This is a genomic window from Kitasatospora sp. NPDC093550 (assembly GCF_044764985.1).
Lineage (GTDB): Bacteria > Actinomycetota > Actinomycetes > Streptomycetales > Streptomycetaceae > Kitasatospora.
In genome coordinates, this window is record NZ_JBIWJF010000025.1 from 36,742 (window position 1) to 62,761 (window position 26,020).

Genomic DNA, 26,020 nt, shown 5'->3' on the forward strand with positions numbered 1-26,020 from the left:
GCGACGGCTCAGGCCGCGCCCGCACCGGTGAGGGCACGGACCTCCAGCTCGGCGAAGCGGTCCGCGTCGGCGGGCTCGGGGGAGGTGAGCGTCCCGAGCCAGCCCGCCAGGAACCCGAGCGGGATGGAGACGATGCCGGGGTTCTCCAGCGGGAACCAGTGGAAGTCGACGCCGGGGAACAACGCCACCTTGGTGCCCGAGACCACCGGTGAGAAGAACACCAGCACGATCGCCGGGACCAGCCCGCCGTACACCGACCAGACCGCGCCCCGGGCGGTGAACCGCGACCAGAACAGGCTGTACAGCAGCACGGGCAGGTTGGCGGAGGCGGCGACGGCGAAGGCCAGGCCGACCAGGAAGGCGACGTTCAATTGCTGGGCGAACAGGCTGATCGCGATCGCGGCCGCGCCGATCCCGACGGCGGCGAACCGGGCGACCACCACCTCCTGCTGCTCGCCCGCCTTCTCCTCGGTCGCGCCTGCGCTGCGGCGGCGGCCCGGGCGGCTGCGCCAGGCGCCCGCCCAGATGTCGTGGGCGAAGGCCGCCGAGGAGGCCAGGGTCAGCCCGGCGACCACGGCGAGGATGGTGGCGAAGGCGATCGCCGAGATCAGCGCGAACAGCACCACCCCGCCGGTGCTGCCGTTGCCCCCGCCGAGCACCAGGGCGAGCAGCGGGACGGCCGTGTTCCCGGCCGAGTTGGCGTGCCGCACCTCCGCCGAGCCGACCAGCGCGGTGGCGCCGAGGCCGAGCGCGATGGCCATCAGGTAGAAGCCGCCGACCAGTCCGATCGCCCACATCGTGGAGCGGCGGGCGGCCCGCGCGGTGGGCACGGTGTAGAAGCGCGACAGGATGTGCGGCAGACCGGCGGTGCCCAGCACCAGGGCGAGGCCCAGGCTGAAGAAGTCCAGTCGGCTGGTGAAGGTGGCGCCGTACTTGAGGCCCGGTTCGAGGTAGCGGTGCCCCGCGCCGCTGTGCCGGGCGGCCTGGCGCATCAGCTCGAACACGTCACCGTGGAAGCGGACCAGCAGCAGCACGGTGAGCAGCACCGAGCCGGCGATCAGCAGGCAGGCCTTGACGATCTGGATCCAGGTGGTGGCCCGCATCCCGCCGATCGTCACGTAGACGATCATCAGCGCGCCGACGGCGATGATGGTCCAGGTCCTGGCCTGGGCGCTGTTCGTGCCGAGCAGCAGGGCGACCAGCGAGCCGGCACCGACCATCTGGGCGACCAGGTAGAGCAGCGTGACGACGACGCTGGCGCCGCCGGCCGCCGCACGGACCTTGCGGCGGCGCAGCCTCAGCGCGAGCACGTCGGCGAGGGTGTACCGGCCGGCGTTGCGGACGAGTTCGGCGACCAGCATCAGCACGACCAGCCAGGCGACCAGGAAGCCGATGCTGTAGAGCACGCCGTCGTAGCCGTACAGGGCGATCAGCCCGGCGACGCCGAGGAAGGAGGCGGCGGACAGGTAGTCACCGGAGAGGGCGACGCCGTTCTGCAGCGGGGTGAAGTCGCGGCCGCCGGCGTAGAAGTCCACGGCGGCGTTGCCCTGGCGGCCGACCCAGAGCGTGATGCCCAGGGTGACCAGCACGATCACGGCGAACAGCACGATCGCGAGCGAGTGGTGGTCACCGGTGGGGGCGACGGGCGGCGGGGTGGCGGTGGTCAGCACCGCGGGGGTCCGGTCGGTCATCGCAGCTGGTCCTGGGTGTCCCAGCGCAGGCCCAGGGCGGCGCGGTCGCGCTCGGTCCGGGCGTTGCGGGCGTAGAGCCAGGTGAGCAGGAAGGTGGAGGCGAACTGCAGCAGGCCCAGCAGCCAGGCCACGTTGAGCGGGCCGGCCACCTGGCTGCGCATCACGCCGGGCGCGGCGGCCTGGGCGGCCACGTACATCAGGTACCAGCCGAGGAAGGCGCCACTGGTCGGGAAGACGAAGGACCGGTAGCTGCGGCGGATCTCCTGGAAGGCCGCGCTGGCCTGGACCGTCCGGTAGACCTCGGTGCTGTCGGGGCTGCTCCCCGGCCGCGGAGCCGGGACCGGCGCCGATGCCGCTACCGCCGGAGCCGGTACCGGCGGGGCTGCGGGGGGTGCGACGGGCGGAGCGGGCGGCGCCGGTGGCGCGACCGCGGGCTCGGGCGCGGCGGCCGAGGGTCGCGCGGGTGCGGAGGCCGGTGCGGCGGCCGGAACGGAAGCGGGTGCGGTACGGGCCTGCGTCGGCTGGGCCGGTACCGCCGTTCGGCGGGGCGCGGCGGCCGGACCGGAGTCGGTGGTGGCAGCCGGAGCGGCCCACCAGTCGAATCGCTGCCCCTGCCCGGGACTGCTCGTCTGCTGCTGTGGCACTGCTGCTCCTGGACGGCCGGACGCTCTGACCCGAACCATCATGGGGGCCCCGGGACAGCCCCTCTGACCATCGCAGATACCTTCACTCGATGAGGTGGTCGATCATCCGACAGGCACTCATCCGACTACTGCTGCGTACCGGTGATTCCGTGCCGGAACGCGTACGCGACCGCCTGAGCCCGGTCCCGTACCGCCGTCTTGGCGAACAGGTTGTTGATGTGCGTCTTCACGGTGGCCTGGCTGACGAACAGCCGCTGGGCGATCTCGGCGTTGGAGAGCCCCTCGGCGATCAGCGCCAGCACCTCGGCCTCCCGGACGGTCAGCCCGTCGGGCAGTTCCCCCGGCCGGACGGCGGGGCGCTGGGCGACCGGCCCGGACCGGCCGGGATGCTCCGACAGCCTTTCCAGCAGCCGTAGTTGGACCTGCGGGGAGAGCCCGGCCGCACCCGCGCGGACGTCCGCGATGGCCTTGGCGATCTCCTCGCCGCCGGCGTCCTTGGTGAGGTAGCCGCGCGCCCCGGCCTGCAGCGCCGGGAACAGCGATTCGTCGTCGGCGTAGGTGGTGAGCACCACGACCTCGGTCTCCGGGTGGGCGGCCCTGATCCGCCGGGTGGCCTCCACGCCGTCCACCCGCGGCATCCGCAGATCCATCAGCACCACGTCCGGGTGATGCCGCTCCACCAGGGCGACGGCCTCCTCGCCGTCCCCGGCCGCACCGACCACCTCGATGCCGGGCAGCAGCCCCAGCAGCATCACGATGCCCTCGCGCACCACCGTCTGGTCGTCGGCGACCAGCACCCTGGTGACCGCCGCCGTCATGCCGGCACCCGCAGCAGCACGCGCCACCCTCCGTCCTCCGGGCCCGCCAGCAGTGTGCCGCCGAGCAGTTCCGCGCGTTCGCGCATTCCCAGCAGACCGTACCCGCTGCCGCTGGCCGCCAGTTCCCCGGCGGACTCACCGCGCGGCGGCCGGGTGTTGCGCACCTCCAGCTCCACCACGTCGTCCAGGTAGCGCAGTTCGACCGAGCACCGGGCGCCCGGCGCGTGCTTGCGGACGTTGGTCACCGCCTCCTGCGCGGTGCGCCGCACCGCCAACCCGGCCTCGGCGGCCAGCGGTCGGGGCGTACCGGTGACGGTGAGCGGGGCGTGCTCCCGACCGGTCAGCTCCACCAGGAACTCCCCGACCGGGGTGAACTCGCCGCGCAGCGCGGACAGCGCCTGCCGGGTCTCCGCCAGCCCGTCCTGCGCCATCCGGCGGGCGGCGACGACCCGTTCGCGGATCTGCTCGCGGTCGGTGTCCCGCTCCAGCATCAGCCGGGCCGCCTCCAGGTGGACCAGCTGCGCGGAGAGGCTGTGCGCGAGCACGTCGTGGATCTCCCGGGCGATCCTGGCGCGTTCGGCGAGCGCCGCGCTCTCCGCCTCGGCCGCCCGGGCGGCCCGCTCCTGGACCAGCAGTCGGCGGGCGGTGCCGCGCGCCTCGCTGTCCAACCGCAGCAGGAAGCCGACCAGGACGGAACCCCCGACGGTGGCGGAGACGCTGAGCCAGCTCGCCGGGGAGGCCGCCGTGTACGAGCCCAGCGCGGCCGCGGCGGCGAGCGCGGCGGGCGCGGGCGGCAGCCGGATCAGCACCGTGACGGCCAGCCCGATCCAGAGGAAGTCGGCCAGCGTGTAGGCCCGCCCGCAGTCGGCGAGCCAGCCGCCGCCGACCAGGGCGGCGGCCAGCAGGCAGGAGGCCGCCAGGTGCTGCTCCCGGGTGGCGCGCAGGTACAGCGCGCAGAGCGCGACGGCCGCGACCAGCCCCGCGGCCGCGGCCGCCGCCGCCCAGCCGGCGTACTTGCCGTCGGAGAAGGTCCCCCAGCCGACGACGGCCAGCAGGACGGTCCGGCCGAACACGGTGAGGACCCGCCGCGGCCGGCTCTCGGCCTCGCGCTCCAGCCCCTCGCGGGACGGCCAGCGGGTCCAGTACCACCCGGCCACGGGTGCCTCCTCGGTGCTCACGGCGGCCCAGGGCTCACCGGTGGTGGATCGCTGCGGTCCGTCGACGGGGGTCACCGCACCGCGGCGGTCCGCCCGGCGGGCTCCAGCATCCGGGCCCGCCAGTTCACCACGAGCGAGCGGACCAGCAGCATGACCGCCATGCCCAGCATCAGCGAGCTGCCCGACTGGTGGACGTGCAGCGCCGAGCCGATCCCGTACAGGCCGACCCGGACGGCGATCATCCCACCCCAGGCGGCCATCGTGGCCTTGGTGCCCTTGGCCAGCACGGCGCCGTCGGCGTCCCGCCAGAGCCGGACGGTCCAGCCCCAGACCGAGCCCATGGCGAGCACCGTGACCAGTCCGGCGGCCAGCAGGGCCACCGAGACTCCGGTGTGCTGGTGGTCGATGATCTGCGGGTCCCGCAGCGCGAGCGCGCCCAGGATCAGCGGCAGCAGCCAGAAGCGGCGCTCGGTGTCCAGTCGCTGCACACGCATCTGGCGCTGGACCACCACGACCACCGCCACGGCGATCACGAGGAGGTTGGCGATGGCGCTCATGGGGATCTCCGTCCCGACGGAAGGCTTCTGCTGACCTCTCCGACGCTACGGACCGCGGCGTTCCCGCTGATCGGAGCCGGGGTGGACCTCGGGTGGAAACGAAAGAGCGCGGGCCCTCCACCCGTGGGTGGAGGGCCCGCGCGGACGGCCGGCGTCAGGCGTCGATGCGGGAACGGTCCAGGGTGGCCGCCGAGTCCACGATGAACTCCTTGCGCGGGGCGACGTCGTTGCCCATCAGCAGGTCGAAGATCTTCTCGGCCTGCTCCAGGTCGCCCAGGTTGATCCGGCGCAGCGTGCGGTGGCGCGGGTCCATGGTGGTCTCGGCCAGCTGGTCGGCGTCCATCTCGCCCAGGCCCTTGTAGCGCTGCACCGGGTCCTTCCAGCGCAGCCCCTTGCGCTGGAACTCCAGCAGGGTGGAGCGCAGTTCCGCGTCGGAGTAGGTGTAGTGGTACTTCTCCTGGCCGCGCTTGGGGTTGGTGAGCTCGATCCGGTGCAGCGGCGGCACGGCGGCGAAGACCCGCCCCTGCTCGACCATCGGCCGCATGTAGCGGTGGAAGAGGGTGAGCAGCAGGGTGCGGATGTGCGAGCCGTCGACGTCGGCGTCGGCCATGAAGATGACGCGGCCGTAGCGGGCCTGGTCGATGTCGAAGGTGCGGCCCGAACCGGCCCCTATCACCTGGATGATCGCGGCGCACTCGGCGTTCTTGAGCATGTCGCTCACCGAGGCCTTCTGCACGTTGAGGATCTTGCCGCGGATCGGCAGCAGCGCCTGGAACTCGGAGTTGCGGGCGAGCTTGGCGGTGCCGAGCGCGGAGTCCCCCTCGACGATGAACAGTTCGCTGCGGTCGACGTCGTCGCTGCGGCAGTCGGCCAGCTTGGCGGGCAGCGAGCTGGTCTCCAGTGCCGTCTTACGGCGCTGGGCCTCCTTGTGCTGACGGGCGGCGACGCGGGTGCGGGCGGCCGCGACGACCTTCTCGAGCACGGCCCGCGCCTGCAGCTTCTCGTCCTTCTTGGCCGAGGTGAGGAAGGCCTTGAGCTCCTTGGCGACGACGGCCGCGACGATCCGGTTGGCCGCCGAGGTGCCGAGCACCTCCTTGGTCTGGCCCTCGAACTGCGGCTCGGCGAGCCGGACGGTGACGACGGCGGTGAGGCCCTCGGTGGCGTCGTCCTTGGTGATGTCGTCCTCGGCGACGCGCAGCAGCTTGCTCGCGCGCAGCGCCTCGTTGACGGTCTTGGCCAGCGAGCGCTCGAAGCCGGTGACGTGGGTGCCGCCCTTGGGGGTGGCGATGATGTTGACGAAGGAGCGCAGGGTGGTGTCGTAGCCGGCGCCCCAGCGCAGCGCGATGTCCACGCCGAGGTGGCGGGTGACCTCGGTGGGCGTCATGTGGCCGAGCTCGTCGAGGACCGGCACGGTCTCCTTGAAGGTGCCCTCGCCGCGCAGCCGCAGCACGTCGCAGACCGGCTTGTCGGGCGCCAGGAACTCGCAGAACTCGGCGATGCCGCCGTCGTAGCGGAAGACCGTTTCCTCGATCTGCTCGCTCTCGGTGAGCCGCTCGTCACGCACGACGATGGTCAGGCCGGGGACGAGGAAGGCGGTCTGCCGGGCGCGGCTGTGCAGCGTCTCCAGGGAGAGCTTGGCGTCCTTGAGGAAGATCTGCCGGTCCGCCCAGTAGCGGATCCGGGTGCCGGTCCGGGTCTTCGGCACCTTGCGGGTCTTGGTCAGGCCGTTGGCGGGCTCGAAGGGCGCGTCCGGGCTGGTCTCGGTGAAGATGCCGGGGGTGCCGCGGCGGAAGCTGATGGCGTGGGTGTGGCCGCCGCGGTCGACCTCGACGTCCAGCCGGGCGGAGAGCGCGTTGACGACCGAGGCGCCGACGCCGTGCAGACCGCCGGAGGCCGCGTAGGAGCCGCCGCCGAACTTTCCGCCGGCGTGCAGCTTGGTCATCACGACCTCGACGCCGGACAGGCCGGTCTTGGGCTCGACGTCCACCGGGATGCCGCGCCCGTTGTCACGCACCTCGACCGAGGAGTCCGGGTGCAGCACGACGTCGATGCGGTCGCAGTGGCCGCCGAGCGCCTCGTCGACGGAGTTGTCGATGATCTCCCAGAGGCAGTGCATCAGGCCGCGGCTGTCGGTCGAGCCGATGTACATGCCGGGGCGCTTGCGGACCGCCTCCAGCCCCTCCAGGACGAGCAGGTGCCGCGCGGTGTAGTTGGAACCGTCGTCGCCGGCCAGCAGCGCGGACGGCACGGTCGTTTCGGCACTCACGCGGCACTCTCCTCGGTGAAGTCTGTCTCATCGGTCACATCCGGACGGATCCGGATCAAACGCCAGTGCAGCACGCCGCACCGACATCCGTCGCCCTGCGTGCCCGCACCCCTCCGTCGGGTGCACAGCACGACGGGCAGGTCCCGCGCAGCTTGTACGCGCTGCGCGAACAACCACCGCGCCCGGGTGTGGGCCTTGGGGGCGCCATCTCCTCCCGGTAGCACCGGTCCTGGCGGATCGTGGGGCCCGGCGCAGGCTCCGGAACTGCCGTTATGCAGGCTACCGGGGCCCGGGACGGGGCTTATGCTCCAACCCGGCAGAGGATTATGCTACGCGGACCTCGAACCCGATCCCGATCGGGCGTTCGAGCCGGGGGCGGATCCCGGGATTCGGCACGCATGAACCACCGGCCCCCGGGGCACGTCCTCATCAACACAGCAGAATCCTCAGAGAAGAAAAGCCACGAGCGGGAACGTTTTCGGCCTGGTTGGATGTTGACCCTGGTACGACAGCTCGTCGAGCTAGAGAAGAGGCGACGTGACTACTGTTCTGACACCTGCGAGCCCGCTCACCGCGGCTGACCGCTGCGACCGCTGCGGCGCCCAGGCCTACCTGCGCGTCGTACTCGCCAGCGGCGGAGAGCTGCTCTTCTGCGCCCACCACGGCCGGAAGTTCGAGCCCGAGCTCAAGAAGATCGCCGTGGAGATACAGGACGAGAGCGGCCGGCTCACCAGCACCACCGCGACGGCCACCGACGACGAGCGCTGATCCCGGGCGCCACCAGCAGCCAGCGTCGAGCTGTGTCCGGTCGCGCACCGCGCGCGACCGGGGAGCCGGGCGACCAACCCCTTCGGGGGCCGGTCGCCCGGCTCTGCTGTTCTCGGGACGGTTCCCCCGCGTTCGACCCGGGCGGGCCGCGGCGGCCAGACGCGGCGTCAGAACGTGACGGCCGCAGCACGCACCGCGACTCTCACCGTGGGTGCTCCCGCGCTCACAGCACCGAGCGCACCGCGTCCGAGACCGAGGACACCCGCGTGTAGACGCCCGGGTGGGCCGCCTCGGCGCAGCCCGTACCCCAGGACACCAGGCCGACCAGTCGGCCGCCGACGATCAGCGGACCACCGCTGTCGCCCTGGCAGGCGTCCTTGCCGCCCTTCTCCTCGCCCGCGCAGACCATGCCCCGGGCGTCGAACTTGCCGTCCTGCCCGCCGGGGTAGGCGTGCGCACAGGTCTGGTCCGGGACGATCGACACGTCCACGCCGCGCAGCACGGGTGAGTAGTCCCCCCGCCCGCTGGTGTCGCCCCAGCCGTACACCTGCGCCGTGTTCCCGGCCGCGTACGGCGCCGTCTCGCCCTGCCCCACCAGCTCGACCACAGGCCGGGAGCCCTGGGACTCGCCGAGGGTGAGCACCGCGACGTCGTTCATGTTGGCGGCGAAGGAGTAGTCGGGGTGGATCCAGACCGACCGCACCACCACCTCCCGGCCGGAGGTGCCGCGCATGTCGTCCCGGCCGACGATCACCTTGAGGCCCGGCCGGTCCACCCGGCCCTTGGCCTCGTCGTAGAAGCAGTGCGCGGCCGTGACCACCTTGGTCGGGCTGACCAGCGCACCCCCGCAGAACTGGCCGGAACGGCCGCTGCCGAACTGCGGGCGGCTGGCCAGCGCCACGATCCACGGGTGGTCGACGGTGCTCGCGGCGCTGCCGCCGACCACTCGGCGCTGCGCCGCGGCCGGCGCCGCCGTCCCGAAGGCGACCAGCGGAACGGGCGCGGCGGCGAGCAGTGCCAGGACGGCGGCCCGGCGGCGGCGGTTCGCCCGGGCGACGACCGGGCCCGTCCGGGGCTCGGCGGGGATCGGCAGGTCAGTGCGGTCCGGGTCGGTCGGCACCGTGACTCCAGAAGGCTCGGCAGCAGGCAACCGGCACAGCGTAGGTGATCAACTACGCTGCGCGACCACTTCCCGCCACGCCGCCACCCGGACGAGCGACAACCGCCACCCGGACGCTGACGCACCCGGGCCCGAACAGCCGCGAAGGCCCGGAGCCGTACGGCTCCGGGCCTTCGCCGCGACGATCGCTGTCGATCAGTCCAGGTAGTCGCGCAGCACCTGGGAACGCGACGGGTGCCGCAGCTTCGACATGGTCTTCGACTCGATCTGGCGGATGCGCTCACGGGTGACCCCGTACACCTTGCCGATCTCGTCGAGCGTCTTCGGCTGACCGTCGGTCAGGCCGAAGCGCATCGAGACCACGCCCGCCTCGCGCTCGGACAGGGTGTCCAGCACCGAGTGCAGCTGCTCCTGGAGCAGGGTGAAGGAGACCGCGTCGGCCGGGACGACCGCCTCGGAGTCCTCGATCAGGTCACCGAACTCGCTGTCGCCGTCCTCGCCCAGCGGGGTGTGCAGCGAGATCGGCTCGCGGCCGTACTTCTGGACCTCGATGACCTTCTCGGGGGTCATGTCGAGTTCCTTGGCCAGCTCCTCCGGGGTGGGCTCGCGGCCCAGGTCCTGGAGCATCTGGCGCTGGACACGGGCCAGCTTGTTGATGACCTCGACCATGTGCACCGGGATGCGGATGGTGCGGGCCTGGTCGGCCATGGCGCGGGTGATCGCCTGGCGGATCCACCAGGTGGCGTAGGTCGAGAACTTGTAGCCCTTGGTGTAGTCGAACTTCTCGACCGCGCGGATCAGACCCAGGTTGCCCTCCTGGATCAGGTCCAGGAAGAGCATGCCGCGGCCGGTGTAGCGCTTGGCCAGCGAGACCACCAGACGGAGGTTGGCCTCCAGCAGGTGGTTCTTGGCCCGGCGGCCGTCCTCGGCGATGATCTCCAGCTCGCGCTTGAGCTTGGGGGCGAGCTTGTCGGCGGCCGAGAGCTTGTCCTCGGCGAACAGGCCGGCCTCGATGCGCTTGGCGAGCTCGACCTCCTGCTCGGCGTTGAGCAGCGGGACCTTGCCGATCTGCTTCAGGTAGTCCTTGACCGGGTCGGCGGTGGCACCGGCGACGGCGACCTGCTGGGCCGGCGCGTCGTCCTCGTCGTCGTCGGAGAGGACGAAGCCCTCCGACTCCTCCTCCGGACCCTCGGCCTCGGCCTTGTCGCCCGGCAGAGCCACGTCCTCGAGCAGCTCCTCCTCGCCGAGCAGCTCCTCCTCGCCGCCCTTGGCGGCCTTGGCGGTGGTGGTCTTCTTGGCGGCGGCCTTCTTGGCCGGCGCGGCGGTCTTCTTGGCCGCGGCCTTCTTGGCCGGGGCGGCCTTCTTCGCCGCGACCGCCTTCACCTCGGTGACGACGGCGGCCGTCTCCTCGACGGTGATCTCGGCGGAGACGGTGGGGGCCGGGGCCGCGGCGGCGGCCGCGACGGCCGGAGCCGCGACGGGGGCACCGGGGGCGATCCGCACGGGCGGCTTGGTCGGGGCCGACGGGGCGGCCGGGGTCCGGGTGGTGACAGCCTTGGTGGCGGTGCGCTTGGTGGGGCTCTTGGCAGCAACGCTCTTGCGCTTGGCGCCGGCCGGTTCGGCCGCGCTGACCATGAGGTCCACCCCCTCCTCAATCAGCACCTGGTTGAGGCTGCGCATGACGTTCTTCCACTTGGTGACCGGGATCTGGTCCGCCTCGAACGCCTGGCGCACGTCGTCACCGGCGATCTGCCCCTGGGCCTTGCCCCGCTCGATGAGCGCCAGCAGAGCCGCGGACTCGGCGATCTCGGGGGGAAGCGAACGGGATGTGCTGGCCGACACGAACAACCTCTCGGACGATGAGTGGACTCGAACCCGTACCGGCCGCCCGAGAGGGCGGGGAAAGAGATCGCGCGTCGGGCGCGCGGTGTCGATTCCGACCGACTCGGGCTTGAGGACTGGGTTTGCAGGACGGCAGCAGCGCCGCGGACCAACACAGCATTCTGACATGTTGGAGTATTCCGGAGCTGCTCCCGCTCAGGACACATCGCTGCTACTCGTCAAGTGTTACGCATGGCCTTCGTGTCGCGGGTCACACCACTCGGCGCCTGCGGCCACGGGCCGGATTCCATCATCGCGCACTCACGGCGAAGTCGTTGTCATGACCAGGGCGGTCGCCGGAGCCGGCGCGGACGCTCCCCCGGAGGGACCGTCCGCATGCGGAAGCCCCCCGGCTGCGCCGCGCGGTGCGGCCGGAGGGCCCGGGCGGAGCGGGCCACCTGGGCCCGGCGCCTCCGCTCGTCGAGAACAGCCCGCTCAGTGCTCCCGGGGGGCGGGGACGGAGGGCTCGATCTCGGGGTGGACGGTGAGCAGCGCCCGCATCGCGACCTCGCCCGCGGCGCCGTCGCCGGCTCCCAGGGCGTCGACCAGCCGGGCGTGCAGGCTGACCGAGGACTCGGAGGGCCGCTCGCAGGAGATCGCCGGGCCGCCCGAGACCTGCAGGGCGCAGGCGACGATCCCGGACAGGTGCTCCAGCATCCGGTTGCCGGCCATCTGCAGGACCAGGCCGTGCAGCTCGGCGTCCGCCCGGGTGTAGGTGGACAGGTCGGCCTGGGCGGCGGCGTGGCCCATGATCTCGACCAGCTCGACCAGCCGCTGCTGGACGTCCTCCCGGCCGTGACCGGCGGCCAGCCGGGCGGCCAGCGGCTCGATCGCCCAGCGGAGCTCGAACAGCTCCCGGCGCTGCTCGTCCCGCTGCGGGCCGAAGGCGCGCCACTCGATGATGTCCGGGTCCAGCAGGTTCCAGTCACCGACCGGGCGGACCCGGGTGCCGACGTTCGGCCGGGCGCTGACCAGGCCCTTGGCCTCCAGCACGCGCAGCGACTCGCGGACGACGGTCCGGGAGACCTCGAAGCGCTGGCCGATCTCCTCCGGCACCAGCGGACGGTCGGCGCCGAGGTCGCCGGAGACGATCATCTGGCCGAGCTGCTGGACCAGCTGGCCGTGCAGACCGCGGCCGCGGCTGCTGGTGGTCTTGCGGCCGACCCGGCCGATGTCGGACTCGGCGCCCTCCCAGCGGGGCGCGGGCGGGGTCGGCCGGTCGGCGTACGAGAAGCGGTCCAGATCGCCGGAGCCGTGGATGGGCCCATCGGCGGAACGGGCGGGGGTCATGGGGGGGTGCGCAAGGGTACTCACGCCTCCTTTGTCGGCGATCGGCAGGCGCGGCTTGAGAATTCTCGTGAAAAGCACACGAAAGGGTGATCGACCGTGACTGGATAATTGACTTCTTATCAGGAAGAACCGCTCATTACGGTCACTGCTGGTCGATCTTGGTACTTCGGGCAGCGCCCGCCCCGCGGCCCGCCGCGGCGGGCCCTACAGCGTCCTGCGGCGGGCCTGGACGAGCAGGACGGCGAGCAGCAGGACGGCTGCGGGGGCCGCGACCGCCGCGAGCAGCATCGGGTCCGTCAGCGCCGCGCTCCCGGCCGCCGCCCCGTGCGCTCCGCCGTACACCCAGCCGTAGGCCCACTCGATGCCGGACTGGAACGGCAGCAGTTCGGCCGCGCGCACCGGCCACGGCCGGCCGGTCCGGCGCAGCAGCAGGGCGACACCGGACTCCAGCACCGGCGGCAGCGCGCACAGCAGCAGCACCCCGGCCGCGGCGCTGCGGGTCAGCGCGGCGGTCAGCACCCCGGTCCAGGCGGCCACGACCGCCAGCAGGACGAACGCCAGCAGGGCGGCCGGCACGCCGTGGCCGGCCACCAGCCCGAGCGGGGCGAAGCCGCCCGGCAGGTCGGACAGCCCGGACAGCCCGGCGCCGGTCACCGCCTCGGACACCCGGGCCGACAGCGCGGCGGGCTCCGCCCAGGCCGCGACCGTCACCCCGTCCGGCAGCGCGAGGTGCACGGCCGCCGTGTCCAGGACCAGGGTGGCCAGCGCCAGCAGCGCCGCCACCGGGCCGACCACCAGCAGCTTGGCCAGCAGCAACCGCACCCGGCGCGGGTAGGACACCAGCGAGGCCGGCAGCCCGGGATGGCGCACCTCGTGGCCGTAGGAGAGCGCGCCCAGCACGCCGGCGCCGAGGGCGGCGAACGGCAGCGGGATCAGCGGGACGGCGGCGGTCAGCAGCCGCACCCCGGCGGGGGCGGCCAGCGGGCCGTCCGGGGTCTGGCTCGCCAGGACGGCGGCCACCGCCGCGTCGCCGAGCAGGACGGCGGCCAGCAGCAGCCAGGTGGAACGCAGGCCGCGCAGCCGGCGCAGCTCGTAGGCCAGGTCACGCACGGTTCACTCGCTCCGGTGGTCGTCGGGGGTGGCGGGGGCCGGGGCGGCGGTCGCGCCCGAGGTGAGGCGGCGGAGGCGGACGGTGTCGTCGGTGAGCAGGTCGGCGGTCTTCCGGCGGCCCGGGGGTTCGGGCCGGACCGTCTCCTCCGCCGGGGCCGGGTCGTCGCGGAACAGCCGGTCGACGGCGACGGTGGGCGCCGGCTCGGCGGTACCGGCGGTACCGGCGGTACCGGCGCGCTCGGCGGTCGGGCCGGGTCGGGCGGAGCGGGCGGAGCCGGCCCCACGTGTGGGGCCGGCGAGGACGGGGAGGGCCGCCGCGACCACGGCGACGGGCAGGGCGCGGGTGGGCAGGGACGCGTCGTCCTGGGGGCGCGGCACCCGGCTCTGCCGGGTGGTGACTTGGGCGTCGGGGTCGACGGCCGACTCACCGCCGGCCGGCTCGGCGGGTTCGGCGACGGCGGCCTCCGTCGCGGAGGGCTCTGTCGCGGAGGGTTCGACGGCGGAGGGGCGGGCGGGCCCGGGGACCTGGGGGGAGGCCGTTCCGGGGTCCGCTTCGGCGCTCGGCGCGGGGCCAGGTACGGCGTCCGCCACCGGGCGGACCAGCAGCCCGCCGGAGCGGCCCGACGGCGTCGGCAGGACGGCCCGGGGTACGGGCTGCTCGACCACCCGGTCGGCCAGTTCGTGCAGCAGGATCCCGTGCCGGTAGGCGAGTTCGCCGATCTCGGTGCGGTCGATCCCGGCCACCGCGAGGCCCACGCTGCCGTCCCGGCGGACCTCGGCGCCCTGGCCGACCAGCAGGTCAGCCAGCCGCGCCATCTGCGGCCCCCGGACGGCGACTTCGGGGCTGAGCCTGGTCCGGCGGAACTCCGTGACCGGCTGGTCGGCCACCAGCCGCCCGCGGTCCAGGGTGATGACCCGGTCCGCGAGCTGCGAGGCCTCCTGCGGGGTGCGGGTGGTCACCAGGACCGTGCCCCCGGCGACGCCGAACGAGCGCAGGAAGGAGTGGAACCACTCGACGTTGCGCGGCGACAGCCCCTCGGTCGGCGCGTCCAGCAGGAGCGTGCCGGGGTCGCCGAGCAGGGCGGCGGCCAGCGCCAGCCGGCGGTGCATGCCGGGTGAGAAGGTGCGCAGCCGCTGCCCGGCGACAGCCGCCAGCCGGGTCTGCTCCAGCAGTTCGTCGGCCCGCCGGGCGGGGGCGCCGACGGCCGCGGCGAGCATCCGCAGATGGCCGCGCGCCCTGCGGCCCGGGTGCCCGGCCGCGCCCTCGCCCGGCCCGGGGAGCAGCACGCCGACCTCGCGCTCGGGACGGCGCAGGCGGCGGTACGGGTGACCGTCGAACAGCGTGACGCCCTGGCCGCGTTCGAGCTCGAGCATCAGCCGCAGCGCGGTGGACTTGCCTGCGCCCTCGGCGCCGAGCAGCACGGTCACCATGCCCGGCCGGGCGTCGAAGGTGAGATCCAGTACCGCGGGTGGGGCGCCCTTGCGGTAGACCTTGGTCAGTCCGGTGATCTGGATCATCGCTGGCTGCTCCCATGCCCTCGGCCGACCTGCTCGACGCGGAGCGCCCCTGACGGGCGGGCCTGCGCCCGGACGGCTCCGCGCCAGCACATTAGGGGGCGGTGAGGGCTATTCCGGGCATTGCGGGAACGGCGCGGGCCCGCCGGCTGCCCACCTCACCCGATCAGGGGACAATCCGATCCTGCGATTCACGGGACCGGCCGTTCCGGGGTGATGGGCACGGCCCCACGTCGCCCTGCGCTCGCCGCGGCTAGCCGGGCGGCCAGGGCAGCGGCGGGAGCTCCTCGCCTCCGCAGACCGCCCGGAACCCGTCGACGGCGGCCCGGCCCTCGAGCGCGAGCTGCCCCAGTTGCTCGTGCTCGGCCGCCAGCCGCTCCTGCACGGCGGCGACCGACTCGGGCGCGGCCGGCCCGGCCTCCAGCGCGGCCAGCTCCTCCTCCGTGGCCGTGGTGGTCGCGTCGAGGCTCCTGTAGTCGGCCGCCAGCCCCTCGATGAGGAGTCGCCGGTTCGCGCGGTCCTTGAGGGCCATCACGGGGCTCCTGGGGTCCGGAAGGCCTTCGGCCCGGCGGCCGAAGCGTCCACCGACACTCTGCGCCGACGCCGGAGCCGCCGCAGCCGGGCCGGCCCGTTCGGCCGCGCGGGGTCGGGCCTCCACGCGGCGCGCGGACGCGCGTGCGAGTGCGGCGCGTCGAGGCGCCGCGGGGGTGCGGGCTCCGGTCCCGTCCGGTGGGGCCTCAGGACTCCGGCCGGAGCATCGGCGGGTTCAGGACGGTCGCGCCCCCGGCGGTGAACAGCTGGGCCGGGCGGCCGCCCTGACGGGTCGTCGTGCCGCCGGAGGGCAGCAGGAAGCCCGGGGTGCCGGTGACCTTGCGGTGGAAGTTCCGGGGGTCCAGCACCACGCCCCAGACCGCCTCGTAGACCCGGCGCAGCTCGCCGACGGTGAACTCGGTCGGGCAGAAGGCGGTCGCGAGGGAGGAGTACTCGATCTTGGACCGGGCGCGCTCCACGCCGTCGGCGAGGATCAGCCCGTGGTCGAAGGCGAGCGGGACGCCGTCGGCCGGGTTGTCGCCGAGGAGTTCGCCGACCGGCGCCCAGCGGGCGCTGCTGGCGTCGCCGCCGGCCCGGGGGGTCGGCAGATCGGGGGCGAGCACCAGGTAGGCGACGCTGACCACCCGCATCCGGGGGTCGCGCTGCGGATGGCCGTAGGTGGCGAGCTGCTCCAGGTGCGCTCCGGCCGCGCCGGGGCCGACCGCCTCGTGGCCCGGCGCCGAGTGCGCGCGCAGGCCGGTCTCCTCGGCCAGCTCGCGGGAGGCGGCCTCGGCCAGTCCCTCGTCCGGGCGGACGAAGCCCCCGGGCAGGGCCCAGTACCCCTGGAACGGCGGCTCGCCCCGTCTCACCAGGAGGGCGCAGAGCGAGTGGTCGCGCACCGTCAGCACCACCAGGTCAACCGTGACGGCGAACGGCGGGAAGGCGGACGGATCGTAACGCGACATGGCGACGATCATAGTCGTCTCTCTGACGATAAGCACAGGCCTTGCGCGGGGACCGCGCGAGCCCGGTGGCCCGCCCGCCCGGCACGGTTCGCGCACGGGCGGGCGGGGCCCGGGTCCGCTGCCGTCGGCGGGGGCTGCCACCGGAGCGGTGTGGGCCGCGCGGTCGCCTCAGCGGGCGACGAGCTGCAGGTCCGCGGACGCCTCCTCCACCATCGCCACGCCGATCCGGCTCACCCGGACGGAGAAGGGCTCGCCCGCGACCCGCAGCCCGGTCAGCTCCAGCTCGCCGAGCGGCGCCGTGCTGGCCGGCCGGACCAGGACCCGGCCGCCCGGGACGTCGGGCCGGACCCCGGCCAGGGCGAACACCGCGTGCGCGGCGCCGGCCGCCGAGACCGCCGCCGGGCGGCAGGCGGCCGGGTGCGGCACCGGCGGACAGCCGGGGGTGCGCTGCTCCCCCGCGTACATCTCCGGCAGCCGTCCCTCGAAGTGGGCGGCCGCGGCGAGCAGGCCCTCCAGCAGGGTGCCGGCCTCGTTCTCGTGACCGGCCTCGGCCAGTCCGGCGATGGCCAGCGCGGTCTCGTGGACCCGTACGGCGCCACCGCGGTGCCCCAGCGGGTTGAAGCGGGGGGACTTCGCGCTGAGGGTGCGCAGGCCCCAGCCGCTGTCCAGCTCCGGCGCGACCAGGCGCTGGGCGAGCAGCCGGGTCTGCTCGCGGTCCAGCAGGCCCTCGTGCCGCTCGCCGTCGGCGGCGAGCCCGGTGTCCAGCAGGTGCACCAGGGAGGAGGCGACGGCGGGCAGCGGCTGTCCGCCAGGGCCCAGACCGGCGGCGGGGCGGCCGCCGGAGAGGTCGTCGATCCAGAACCGCTCGCGGAAGCGTCCGCGCAGCCCGGCCGCCCAGCTCCGCCAGCCCTCGGCGCCCGGGCGGCCGAAGGCCTCCAGCAGCTCGGCGCCGTGCAGCGCGGCGCGGTGGGCCTGCGCCTGGACCTCGGCGCGGGCGGCGACCGGGTGCGCGGAGCGCTCCTCGGCGGGACGGCTCAGGTCGGTGACGAAGCCGTCCACCAGGCCGTCGCGCAGGGCGGCCAGGGCCCGCTCGGCGGCCGGGAGCAGCTCGGCGACCTCCGAGCGCGGCAGGCCCCAGCGCCAGGACTCGGCCAGCACGGTGACGAACAGCAGGGTGGCCTCGGTCGCGGTGCAGGTGGGCGGCAGTTCCGGGCCGCCGTGCCGCAGGGCGCCGGGCAGCAGGCCCTCGGTGCGGCCCGGGGCGGCGGTGAGCTGCTGACGGCGGGCCAGCGCCCGGAGGGTGCCGGCGGCCAGCCGGGTGCCGAGCGGCAGGGTCAGCCGGGCCCCCCAGAGCGCGTCGGCCGGGGCGAGGCCGAAGCGCCAGGGCGCTCCGGACGCCGGGTAGAGGTCGGTCGGGCGGTCCGGATCGGCGAACAGCAGGGCGCCGAGGGCGTCCAGGGAGCGGGAGACCAGCGGGGCGGCCCGGGAGTCGTCGCTGCGGACCTCCGGCTCGGACCAGGGCAACGGGACGCCGGTGCCGCGGCCGCCGGGCGGACGCGGGCCGGTGGCGACGCCCTCCAGTTCGGTGCGCAGCTCGACCGACCAGCGGGCGCCGGGCTGGACCTCCAGGTCCCAGCGGAGCACCCCGGCGCCGGCCAGCACGGCGTGCGGGGAGGGCTTGGCGCTGACCACGGCGCTGTGCACTGGGCCCGTCCAGCGCAGCCCGGCGGACTGCACCTGGCCCGGCAGGTCGGGCGGGCGGTGTCCGGCGGCGATCTCGGCGACCGGTCCGAGGTCGGTGCCGACGGCGATCTCCAGCGGCAGCCGGGCCGGCCGCGAGCCGGTGTTGCGCACGACCACGGTCTCCACGCCGTCCGCGTGGCGCAGCCGCTCGACGGTGAGCGCCGGGTCCGGGTCGAGGTCGCCGGGGAGGCGGACGGCGCCGAGGAAGCGGGCCTGGGCGGTGCTGGTCAGGGCGCCCTGGAGCGGGAGCGGCTCCATGCCGCCCAGCCGCAGCTCCATCCGGGCGAGCGCCCGGACGCCGTTGCGGTAGAAGCCGTGCAGACCGTGGCCGCGCAGCTGGCCGTCGGGACCGGAGGCGGCCATCGCCGGGGCGTTGACGCAGATCACCGCGTGGTGGACGGCGGGCGGTTGCGGGCGCGGCGGGACCGCGGGGCGCCCCGGGCCGGCGGGGGCGCCCCCGGGGCCGGTCGGCGGGACCTGGTCGGGACGCCCGACCGGTCTCGGCGCGCCGAGCACGCTCTCGGCCGGCATGGCCTGTGGTGGCCTCATGGCGGTCACCGGACTCTCCTCCCCTCGGCGGTCCGGTGGCCGGGTCAGGCCGGTGGGCCGCGAGCGTGCTCGATCGCGTGCTGATGGTGCCGGGCCGGCGGGGTGCCCCGTCGGCTGGTGTGCCGTTGGTGTGCCGTGTCTGGCCGTACCCGGTGCCGGGTCGTGCCAAGCGGTGCCCGGTACCGGTCCGGTACCGCCGCCCCGCGTTCGCGTCGGGCCTTCCGCGCTGCCCGGTACGGCCCGTCAGGTCCGGTGGCCAGGCCCGCCCGTGACGCCCCGCCCCCGTGGCCCTCGCCCGTCGGGCCGGTCGGCCCTGGCGGCGACCGGGCTCCGGTGCCGCGCCCGGCCGAACGCCTTCGGCGGCCGGGGCCGCCGGGTACCGCGCCGCCGGTCGGACCCCGCCCGGGCACAGGGCCCCCGGGGTGAACGCCGCGCACGGCCGCCAGGTCACGCCCCGGCGCGTCCGCCGCCGGTCGGGACCGGCCCTGCCGGGCGGTCGCGCCGTCTCCGCCGGGGCGCCCGCCGGGGGCTCGCCGCAGGCCCGTCGTCGTCTGCGGCCCGGCCCGGATCCGCGCCTCCCGGGCCGTCCGCCGACGTGCCTCGCAGTGGCTCCGGCCGGTGTCCGCCGCCCGACCCCGCGGCCGATGGCGGTCGAACCGGCGCTCGACCGCCGCCAGGATACGGTGCGGGGGTCGCGGCCCCGCACCCGGTGACCCCGTGAACCGCGACGCCAGCGCTGTGACCAGCAGAGACCGAGGAGTTGCATGTCCACCATCAGCCGGCTGCCCGGGATTGTCGCCACCGACCACGTGTTCCAGGTCCCCCTCGACCACGCCGCCCCGCAGGGCGAGCAGATCGAGGTGTACGCCCGCGAGGTGGTGGCCGCGGGCCGCGAGCGGGACGACCTGCCCTGGCTGCTCTTCCTCCAGGGCGGGCCCGGCGGCAAGGCCGCCCGCCCGCTCGGCCGGGACTCCTGGCTGGACCGCGCCCTGGACGACTACCGGGTGCTCCTGCTCGACCAGCGCGGCACCGGGCGCTCCACGCCCGCCACCCGCCAGACCCTCGCCCGCCGGGGCGGCGCGCGGGAACAGGCCGACTACCTGGCCCACTTCCGCGCGGACTCGATCGTCCGGGACGCCGAGCTGATCCGCACCAGGCTGCTCGGCGCCGACCGGCGCTGGAGCGTGCTCGGCCAGAGCTTCGGCGGCTTCTGCACCCTCACCTACCTCTCCGTCGCCCCCGAGGGCCTGACCGAGGCCTTCATCACCGGTGGCCTGGCCGGCCTCGGCAGCTCCGCGGACGACGTCTACCGCGCCGCCTACCCGCGGGTGGTCCGCAAGAACGAGGACCACTACGCCCGGTACCCGCAGGACGTCGAGGCGGTGCGGCGGATCGCCGCCCACCTCGCGGACTCCCCCGCGACCCTGCCGGACGGCGGGGTGCTCACCGTCGAGGCGTTCCAGGCCCTCGGTCTGCTGCTCGGCGGCGGGAGCGGCTCCGGCACCCTGCACTACCTGCTGGAGGAGGCCTGGGTGGAGGGGGCGGCCGGGCCGGAGCTCTCCGACACCTTCCTGGCCGGCGCCCAGGCCCAGCTCTCCTTCGCGGGCGGCCCGCTGTACGCGGTGCTGCACGAGTCGATCTACGGCCAGCGGTCGGTGGACCAGGGCGGCACCGCCTGGTCGGCCGAGCGGCTCCGCAAGGAGTTCCCGCAGTTCGACGCCCGGGCCGCGCTGGAGTCCGACGCACCGGTGCTGTTCACCGGGGAGATGATCTACCCCTGGATGTTCGACACCGACCCGGCGCTGCGCCCGCTGAAGGAGACCGCCGAGCTGCTCGCCGCCCGTACCGACTGGCCCGACCTGTACGACCGGGCACGGCTGGCCGCCAACAGCGTGCCGGTCGTGGCGGCGGTGTACCACGACGACATGTACGTGGACACCGCCGACTCGCTGGAGACCGCGCGCGCGGTGCGCGGCCTGCGGACCTGGATCACCAACGAGTGGGAGCACGACGGCCTGCGGGTGAGCGGCCGCGCGGTGCTGGACCGCCTGATCGCGATGGCGCACGGCGAGGCGTAGCAGCCGACGGGCCGGTGCGGCGGCGGGTGGCTCAGTGGGCACGACGGCCTCCCCTCGCCGCCCGCCGGACCCCGCGGCAGCGGTGCGGGCCGCTCCCGGGGCGGGACGCGGCGGGCGCGCACGCCGCTCGGCCGAGCCGCAGGCCCCGGGCCGACCGCTCCCCGGCCGAGCGGGCGCTCCCGGGCGTCGGGGCCCGCTCCGCCACGGCCCGTCCGGCCGCGGTCAGCAGGGCGACCGGACCGGGATCGGCCGGTGCCTGCGCGGGCGCCGTGGGCGCGCCCTTCCGGCGGCCGCCCCGGCGCCGACGGCGCCCGCCGGAGGAGCGGCCGGAGCTCTCGTCGGCGGCGTCGCCCGCCGGAGGGCCGGGCGGCGGGGCCGCGGCGGACGGCGGGTCGGCGGGGCCGCGGCGGACGGCGGGTCGGCGGGCGGCACCCCGTCGGTGGACGGGGCGTCGACGGACGGCGGGTCGTCGGCGGACGGCGGATCGCCGGCCGGGGCCGACGCCGGCGGCCGCTGTTCGCGCCGCCGCCGCTGGGCGTCCACGGCGGCCAGCAGCGCCGCGGGCGTCATGCCGTCGTTGAGCGACTCGTGGAGCAGCTCGGCCAGCAGGTAGTCCGGGGCGAGGCTCAGGACGTGCCCGAGCACGACCCGGGTCGTCGCCGTGTCCCCGGCGACCCAGGAGGCCCAGGCGAGCAGGGTGAGCGGGGCCACCGCGCAGCTCTCGTACGGCGGCACGGCGCGGCGGGCGAGGAAGCGCCAGAGCCGCTCGGCGGGAGCCAGCTCGGCGGGCCGGACGTACTCGACGCCGCGGTCCCGGACGGTCCGGTCCCGCAGGGCGAACAGCAGCAGGGCCGTCCGGTCCGGGTCCAGCTCCCGGGCACCGGCCGCGAACTCGGCGACCGCCTGGTCGAGCAGCCCGATGCCCTGCTCCCGGGAGAGGGCGCCCGCGACCGCCTCGGCCCGGGCGAGCGCCCCGCGCTGGGCGGCGTCCTCCGGCGGCCCGATCGGGACCAGCCCGCCGATGATCGCCTTCCGGCTGCCGCGCGGCACCAGGCCGGCCACCGTCGCGGCGGCCGCCGCCGGGCCCGGATCGGGGCCGCGCCGCACCGGGTTGCCCGCCGGATCGCAGCACCCCGTGCCGCGGCAGAGGAAGGACCACCAGCGGCCGCCCGAGACGCACAGCGACTCCTTGACGGCGACGCCCCGGCGCCCGAAGGCCGCCCTCAGGTCGTCGGCCAGCGGCCGCAGGCCGTCCACCACCGGCGGGGCGTGCGGTGCGCCGGGATCCTGGCAGAGGTAGAGGAGCACCTGGAGCGGCCGGCCGCCGTGCCGCTCGGCGAGGGCCACCAGCAGGGCGGCCGTCTCCTCGGCGGCGGCCGGCCACTGGGCGGGCGAGTCCGGCAGGTCCGCCCGGATCACCCCGCCCTGGCGCAGGTCGGGGCCCTGCAGGCCGACGGCGACGATGCTGTCGTCGGGGTAGAACCCCAGCAGGTAGGGCAGCAGCTCGGCCATGTCGGCCGGACCGCGCAGGACGACCGGCCGGTGCTCGGAGGCCGGGCCGAGGGACAGAATGACGTGTTCGTTGTTCATGGCGTTCATGACCGCAAGAGTGGACGCAATCCGCGAACGGCGCCGAAACCGACTTTTTTCTGTGGATAACTCCGCCTCCGAAGCGCTCCTCACTCATTCGGAGCAAGCGAAACTCCTTCCGTGGAGTGGATTTTGAGCTCCGTTCAGCGGACCAGCGGATGAAATACATCCGGCCTTCCCCTTCTCCCCGACCCCCGGCATTCGCCGCTTGTCGGCGGCACGGGGTTACATGGACGCCATGCAGCAGCCCGACACCCACACCACCGCCACCGCCGACCGCGCCGAGGTCCGGGCCCGGGCCGAGGCCGTCCTGCGCGAGCTCGCCGGCCCCGGCGCCGTCCTGCGCGAGGACCAGTGGACGGCCATCGAGGCCCTCGTGGTCGACCACCGCCGCGCCCTGGTCGTCCAGCGCACCGGCTGGGGGAAGTCCGCGGTCTACTTCATCTCCACCGCCCTGCTCCGGGCCCGCGGCGCCGGGCCCACCGTGATCGTCTCGCCGCTGCTCGCCCTGATGCGCAACCAGGTGGACTCGGCGGCCCGGGCCGGCATCCACGCGCGCACCATCAATTCCGCCAACACCGACGAGTGGGACGAGATCCAGGCCGAGGTCGCCGCCGGGAAGGTCGACATCCTGCTGGTCAGCCCCGAGCGGCTGAACAACCCGGACTTCCGCGACCAGGTGCTGCCCAAGCTCGCCGCCTCCACCGGCCTGCTGGTGGTCGACGAGGCCCACTGCATCTCGGACTGGGGGCACGACTTCCGGCCCGACTACCGCCGGCTGCGCACCATGCTCGCCGAGCTGCCGCCCGGCGTCCCGGTGCTGGCCACCACCGCCACCGCCAACGCCCGGGTCACCGCGGACGTCGCCGAGCAGCTCGGCACCGGCAGCTCCGACGAGCACGCGCTGGTGCTGCGCGGACCGCTGGACCGGGAGAGCCTCACCCTGGGCGTGCTGGCGCTGCCCGACCCGGCGCACCGGCTCGCCTGGCTGGCCGACCACCTCGACCGGCTCCCCGGCTCGGGCATCGTCTACACCCTGACGGTGGCCGCGGCCGAGGAGGTGACGGCCTTCCTGCGCGAGCGCGGTTTCCCGGTGGCCTCCTACTCCGGCCGCACCGAGGACGCCGAGCGCCGCACCGCCGAGGCCGACCTGCTGGCCAACCGGGTCAAGGCCCTCGTCGCCACCTCCGCGCTCGGCATGGGCTTCGACAAGCCGGACCTCGGCTTCGTCGTGCACCTCGGCTCGCCCAGCTCGCCGATCGCCTACTACCAGCAGGTCGGCCGGGCCGGGCGCGGTGTGGACCGGGCGGAGGTGCTGCTGCTGCCCGGCCGCGAGGACGAGGCGATCTGGCGCTACTTCGCCTCGCTGGCCTTCCCCCCGGAGGAGCAGGTGCGCCGCACCATCGACGCGCTGGCCGAGGCCGGCCGCCCGCTCTCCACCGCCGCCCTGGAGCCGCGCGTGGACCTGCGCCGGGCCCGGCTGGAGACCATGCTCAAGGTGCTGGACGTGGACGGCGCCGTCCGCCGGGTCAAGGGCGGCTGGACGGCCACCGGGCAGAGCTGGGCGTACGACACCGCCCGCTACGCCAAGGTCGCCGCCTCCCGGGAGGCGGAACAGCGGGCGATGCGCGAGTATGCGGCGGCCACCGGCTGCCGGATGGAGTTCCTGCGCCGGCAGCTGGACGACGACCAGGCCGCGCCGTGCGGGCGGTGCGACAACTGCGCGGGGCCGCTGCACACCCCGGAGGTCTCCGCCGAGGCGCTGGCCGCCGCCCGGGCCGCGCTGGGGCGCCCGGGCGTGACCTTCGAGCCGCGCCGGCTCTGGCCGACCGGGATGGAGGCGCTCGGGGTTCCGCTCAAGGGCAGGATCCCCGCGGGCGAGCAGGCCGAGACCGGCCGGGCGCTCGGCCGGCTGTCCGACATCGGCTGGGGCAACCGGCTGCGCACCCTGCTGGCCGAGCAGGCGCCGGACGTGCCGGTGCCCGGCGAGGCGGTGGACGCGCTGGTGGCGGTGCTCGCGGACTGGGCGCGCGGACCGGGCGGCTGGGCCGGGCCCGCGACGACGGAGGGCACCCGGCTGGAGCGGCCGGTCGGCGTGGTGACCATGGCCTCCTCGTCCCGCCCCCAGCTGGTCGGCAGCCTCGGCGCGCGGATCGCCGAGATCGGCCGGCTGCCGCTGCTCGGCCGGATCGAGTACGCGGGCGGGCTGCCGCCGCACGGGGCCCGCAGCAACAGCGCCCAACGGCTGCACTCGCTGGCCGGGGCGCTGACCCTGCCGCCGGAGGTGGAGCAGGCGGTCGCGGCCGCCGGTGGTCCGGTGCTGCTGGTGGACGACCTCGTCGACTCCGGCTGGACGGTCACCGTGGCCGCCCGGCTGCTGCGCCGGGCCGGGGCGAGCGCGGTGCTGCCGCTGGTGCTCGCCGTGCAGGGGTGACGGGAGGGGGGAGGGCCGTCGAGAGGACGGCGGCCTTCACTCGAATGGCCTAACGGAAGGGATCAAGCGAAGCGACTTCGATCACACGGCCCAACCGGCCCGGAGAAAGGAGTGGTCAATGCGCCATTGACGACCCGCCTCGCGCTCCACGCATTGCGGATCAAAGCCCGGAAGCGCTCGGGCGGTACTCGGCCCCCGGTGGAACATATCCGGCAGACCATGGGCTTTCGGGTGGCGTTCATCATTTCATCGTTGCCGCTCCGCCCCCGATGCCCCGAGAATCGGGGGGTACCCGAAACTCGGTCCGCCGGACCAGCCCTTCGGCGTACCCAGGCACCCGACTGCCCGCGGGTCCGGAAGGAGGATCGTGATCAACGGTATCGACCGAGGTCAGAATCCCCTCCCCCGGGGTTCGGCATCCAGACGGGTGCTGGACCTGGAGGCCTGGACCGCCTCGGGGATCCCGTTGCTGCGCGCCCCCCGCGAGTTCGTCCTGGAGCTGCACCAGCGCCACCTGCCCCAGCCGGGCACGGTCGTGGTCGCCGTCCTGGACGCGCTCCACCACCTCGCCGCGTCGGCCTCCTTCACCCCCTGGCCGCACGACACCGACGGCTGGCAGCACCGCAACGCCCTGCTGACGCACCTGCGCCGGGTCGTGCCGCACGACCTGCGGCTGCCCGAGCCGACCCGCACGGCCGTCGTGCTGCGCTGCCGCGACGGCGCGCCCGGCTGGACGGAGCAGGACGGCGCCTGGATGTGGGCCCTGCGGGACGCGACCGTGCTGCACGGTTTGCGCTGCGGCGCGTACATCGGGCTCACCCCGGCGGGCTGGCAGGTCCTCGGGGACGGGCGGAGCGGACGCAATCCGCACGCGGGTTCGTGGACGGACGGACCGGTGCACACCGTGACGGAGCTGCCGCCGCGCTCGGTGCTCGGCGACGCGCAGCGCCCCCCGCAGTCCGAGCTGCCGTGGAACCCGGCGCGGGTCACGGCGGCCGAGCCGACCCGCCGCACCGGCACGCGCTGAGCCCGCGCGGGCGGACGATCACCGGCCGGGCAGCCAGGCGGGCCGCCGGCCGGACGCACGGCCGTCGCGGCGCGGCGAGGACGTCACAGCGCGACGCGGCACGGACGTCACGGCACGACGCGATGGCGCGGCACGACGCGATGGCGCGGCACGACGCGATGGCGCGGCACGACGCGATGGCGCGGCACGACGCGATGGCGCGGCACGACGCGGCAGGGACGCCACCGACGCCACGGCGCGGCGCGACGGTCTGCGCCGCCCTCCGCGAGGGCGGGTCCCCGGACCA

At 75.0% G+C, this 26,020-nt stretch carries 19 protein-coding genes; 4 read left to right on the forward strand and 15 right to left on the reverse strand.

Features of this window, described 5'->3' with window-relative positions; genetic code table 11:
* Positions 1–8: 8 nt before the first annotated feature.
* The 6 genes from ACIRD3_RS31095 to ACIRD3_RS31120 all read right to left on the reverse strand — a co-directional run bounded on the left by ACIRD3_RS31095 (position 9) and on the right by ACIRD3_RS31120 (position 7,133).
* Positions 9–1,691, reverse strand: coding sequence for a cation acetate symporter (locus ACIRD3_RS31095; RefSeq protein WP_402223273.1), 1,683 nt, complete (start codon positions 1,689–1,691; stop codon positions 9–11).
* Positions 1,688–2,335: a DUF485 domain-containing protein gene (locus ACIRD3_RS31100; RefSeq protein ID WP_402223275.1), complete on the reverse strand. Its 648-nt coding sequence runs from the start codon at positions 2,333–2,335 to the stop codon at positions 1,688–1,690. The genes ACIRD3_RS31095 and ACIRD3_RS31100 overlap by 4 nt, the downstream gene beginning before the upstream one ends.
* A gap of 125 nt (positions 2,336–2,460) precedes the next feature.
* Complete coding sequence (locus tag ACIRD3_RS31105) at positions 2,461–3,153, reverse strand: response regulator (RefSeq protein ID WP_402223277.1); 693 nt, start codon at positions 3,151–3,153, stop codon at positions 2,461–2,463.
* Positions 3,150–4,310 carry a sensor histidine kinase gene (locus tag ACIRD3_RS31110; RefSeq protein WP_402223279.1) on the reverse strand — a complete coding sequence of 387 codons (1,161 nt, stop codon included), beginning with the start codon at positions 4,308–4,310 and terminating at the stop codon, positions 3,150–3,152. The genes ACIRD3_RS31105 and ACIRD3_RS31110 overlap by 4 nt, the downstream gene beginning before the upstream one ends.
* 71 nt (positions 4,311–4,381) lie before the next feature.
* Positions 4,382–4,867 (reverse strand): DUF1453 domain-containing protein, encoded by a 486-nt coding sequence (locus ACIRD3_RS31115; RefSeq protein WP_402223281.1) that lies wholly within the window; start codon positions 4,865–4,867, stop codon positions 4,382–4,384.
* Between the two features lie 154 nt (positions 4,868–5,021).
* Positions 5,022–7,133 (reverse strand): type IIA DNA topoisomerase subunit B, encoded by a 2,112-nt coding sequence (locus ACIRD3_RS31120; protein WP_402223283.1) that lies wholly within the window; start codon positions 7,131–7,133, stop codon positions 5,022–5,024.
* Positions 7,134–7,670: 537 nt separating this feature from the next.
* On the opposite strand from ACIRD3_RS31120, the gene ACIRD3_RS31125 reads away from it, so the two are divergent.
* A complete protein-coding gene (locus ACIRD3_RS31125; RefSeq protein ID WP_238863936.1) occupies positions 7,671–7,901 on the forward strand; it encodes a hypothetical protein in 231 nt (76 codons plus the stop codon).
* Between the two features lie 223 nt (positions 7,902–8,124).
* Here ACIRD3_RS31125 and ACIRD3_RS31130 read toward each other — a convergent pair whose 3' ends face one another.
* From ACIRD3_RS31130 to ACIRD3_RS31165, 8 genes are all read right to left on the reverse strand, one after another.
* Positions 8,125–8,922 carry a S1 family peptidase gene (locus tag ACIRD3_RS31130; RefSeq protein ID WP_402223384.1) on the reverse strand — a complete coding sequence of 266 codons (798 nt, stop codon included), beginning with the start codon at positions 8,920–8,922 and terminating at the stop codon, positions 8,125–8,127.
* 294 nt (positions 8,923–9,216) lie between these two features.
* Positions 9,217–10,869 (reverse strand): RNA polymerase sigma factor, encoded by a 1,653-nt coding sequence (locus ACIRD3_RS31135; protein WP_402223285.1) that lies wholly within the window; start codon positions 10,867–10,869, stop codon positions 9,217–9,219.
* Between the two features lie 468 nt (positions 10,870–11,337).
* Complete coding sequence (locus ACIRD3_RS31140) at positions 11,338–12,270, reverse strand: FadR/GntR family transcriptional regulator (RefSeq protein ID WP_402223287.1); 933 nt, start codon at positions 12,268–12,270, stop codon at positions 11,338–11,340.
* A gap of 126 nt (positions 12,271–12,396) precedes the next feature.
* Positions 12,397–13,302 carry a hypothetical protein gene (locus tag ACIRD3_RS31145; protein ID WP_402223289.1) on the reverse strand — a complete coding sequence of 302 codons (906 nt, stop codon included), beginning with the start codon at positions 13,300–13,302 and terminating at the stop codon, positions 12,397–12,399.
* A gap of 3 nt (positions 13,303–13,305) precedes the next feature.
* Entirely contained in the window at positions 13,306–14,820 is a 1,515-nt protein-coding gene (locus ACIRD3_RS31150; RefSeq protein ID WP_402223291.1) for an ATP-binding cassette domain-containing protein, read from the reverse strand.
* A gap of 250 nt (positions 14,821–15,070) precedes the next feature.
* A complete protein-coding gene (locus ACIRD3_RS31155) occupies positions 15,071–15,349 on the reverse strand; it encodes a hypothetical protein (protein WP_402223293.1) in 279 nt (92 codons plus the stop codon).
* 205 nt (positions 15,350–15,554) lie between these two features.
* Positions 15,555–16,313 (reverse strand): NUDIX domain-containing protein, encoded by a 759-nt coding sequence (locus ACIRD3_RS31160; protein ID WP_402223295.1) that lies wholly within the window; start codon positions 16,311–16,313, stop codon positions 15,555–15,557.
* A gap of 168 nt (positions 16,314–16,481) precedes the next feature.
* Positions 16,482–18,605, reverse strand: coding sequence for a glycogen debranching N-terminal domain-containing protein (locus tag ACIRD3_RS31165; RefSeq protein WP_402223385.1), 2,124 nt, complete (start codon positions 18,603–18,605; stop codon positions 16,482–16,484).
* A gap of 764 nt (positions 18,606–19,369) precedes the next feature.
* Between ACIRD3_RS31165 and ACIRD3_RS31170 the strand changes: the two genes are divergently transcribed.
* Positions 19,370–20,683: an alpha/beta fold hydrolase gene (locus tag ACIRD3_RS31170; RefSeq protein ID WP_402223296.1), complete on the forward strand. Its 1,314-nt coding sequence runs from the start codon at positions 19,370–19,372 to the stop codon at positions 20,681–20,683.
* 222 nt (positions 20,684–20,905) lie between these two features.
* Here ACIRD3_RS31170 and ACIRD3_RS31175 read toward each other — a convergent pair whose 3' ends face one another.
* Positions 20,906–22,282, reverse strand: coding sequence for a DUF4192 domain-containing protein (locus ACIRD3_RS31175; RefSeq protein ID WP_402223297.1), 1,377 nt, complete (start codon positions 22,280–22,282; stop codon positions 20,906–20,908).
* A gap of 229 nt (positions 22,283–22,511) precedes the next feature.
* On the opposite strand from ACIRD3_RS31175, the gene ACIRD3_RS31180 reads away from it, so the two are divergent.
* Positions 22,512–24,707 (forward strand): RecQ family ATP-dependent DNA helicase, encoded by a 2,196-nt coding sequence (locus ACIRD3_RS31180; protein WP_402223299.1) that lies wholly within the window; start codon positions 22,512–22,514, stop codon positions 24,705–24,707.
* Between the two features lie 427 nt (positions 24,708–25,134).
* On the forward strand, positions 25,135–25,734 hold the full coding sequence (locus ACIRD3_RS31185; protein WP_402223301.1) for a hypothetical protein: 600 nt from the start codon (positions 25,135–25,137) through the stop codon (positions 25,732–25,734).
* Positions 25,735–26,020: the final 286 nt, after the last annotated feature.

What these genes read in the sequence shown, in the direction of transcription:
- ACIRD3_RS31095 (WP_402223273.1), bottom strand. Translation starts at nt 1,691, where the DNA reads ATGACCGACCGGACCCCCGCGGTGCTGACCACCGCCACCCCGCCGCCC.
- ACIRD3_RS31105 (WP_402223277.1), bottom strand. Translation starts at nt 3,153, where the DNA reads ATGACGGCGGCGGTCACCAGGGTGCTGGTCGCCGACGACCAGACGGTG.
- ACIRD3_RS31115 (WP_402223281.1), bottom strand. Translation starts at nt 4,867, where the DNA reads ATGAGCGCCATCGCCAACCTCCTCGTGATCGCCGTGGCGGTGGTCGTG.
- ACIRD3_RS31150 (WP_402223291.1), bottom strand. Translation starts at nt 14,820, where the DNA reads ATGATCCAGATCACCGGACTGACCAAGGTCTACCGCAAGGGCGCCCCA.
- ACIRD3_RS31155 (WP_402223293.1), bottom strand. Translation starts at nt 15,349, where the DNA reads ATGGCCCTCAAGGACCGCGCGAACCGGCGACTCCTCATCGAGGGGCTG.
- ACIRD3_RS31160 (WP_402223295.1), bottom strand. Translation starts at nt 16,313, where the DNA reads ATGTCGCGTTACGATCCGTCCGCCTTCCCGCCGTTCGCCGTCACGGTT.
- ACIRD3_RS31165 (WP_402223385.1), bottom strand. Translation starts at nt 18,605, where the DNA reads ATGAGGCCACCACAGGCCATGCCGGCCGAGAGCGTGCTCGGCGCGCCG.
- ACIRD3_RS31170 (WP_402223296.1), top strand. Translation starts at nt 19,370, where the DNA reads ATGTCCACCATCAGCCGGCTGCCCGGGATTGTCGCCACCGACCACGTG.
- ACIRD3_RS31175 (WP_402223297.1), bottom strand. Translation starts at nt 22,282, where the DNA reads ATGAACGCCATGAACAACGAACACGTCATTCTGTCCCTCGGCCCGGCC.
- ACIRD3_RS31180 (WP_402223299.1), top strand. Translation starts at nt 22,512, where the DNA reads ATGCAGCAGCCCGACACCCACACCACCGCCACCGCCGACCGCGCCGAG.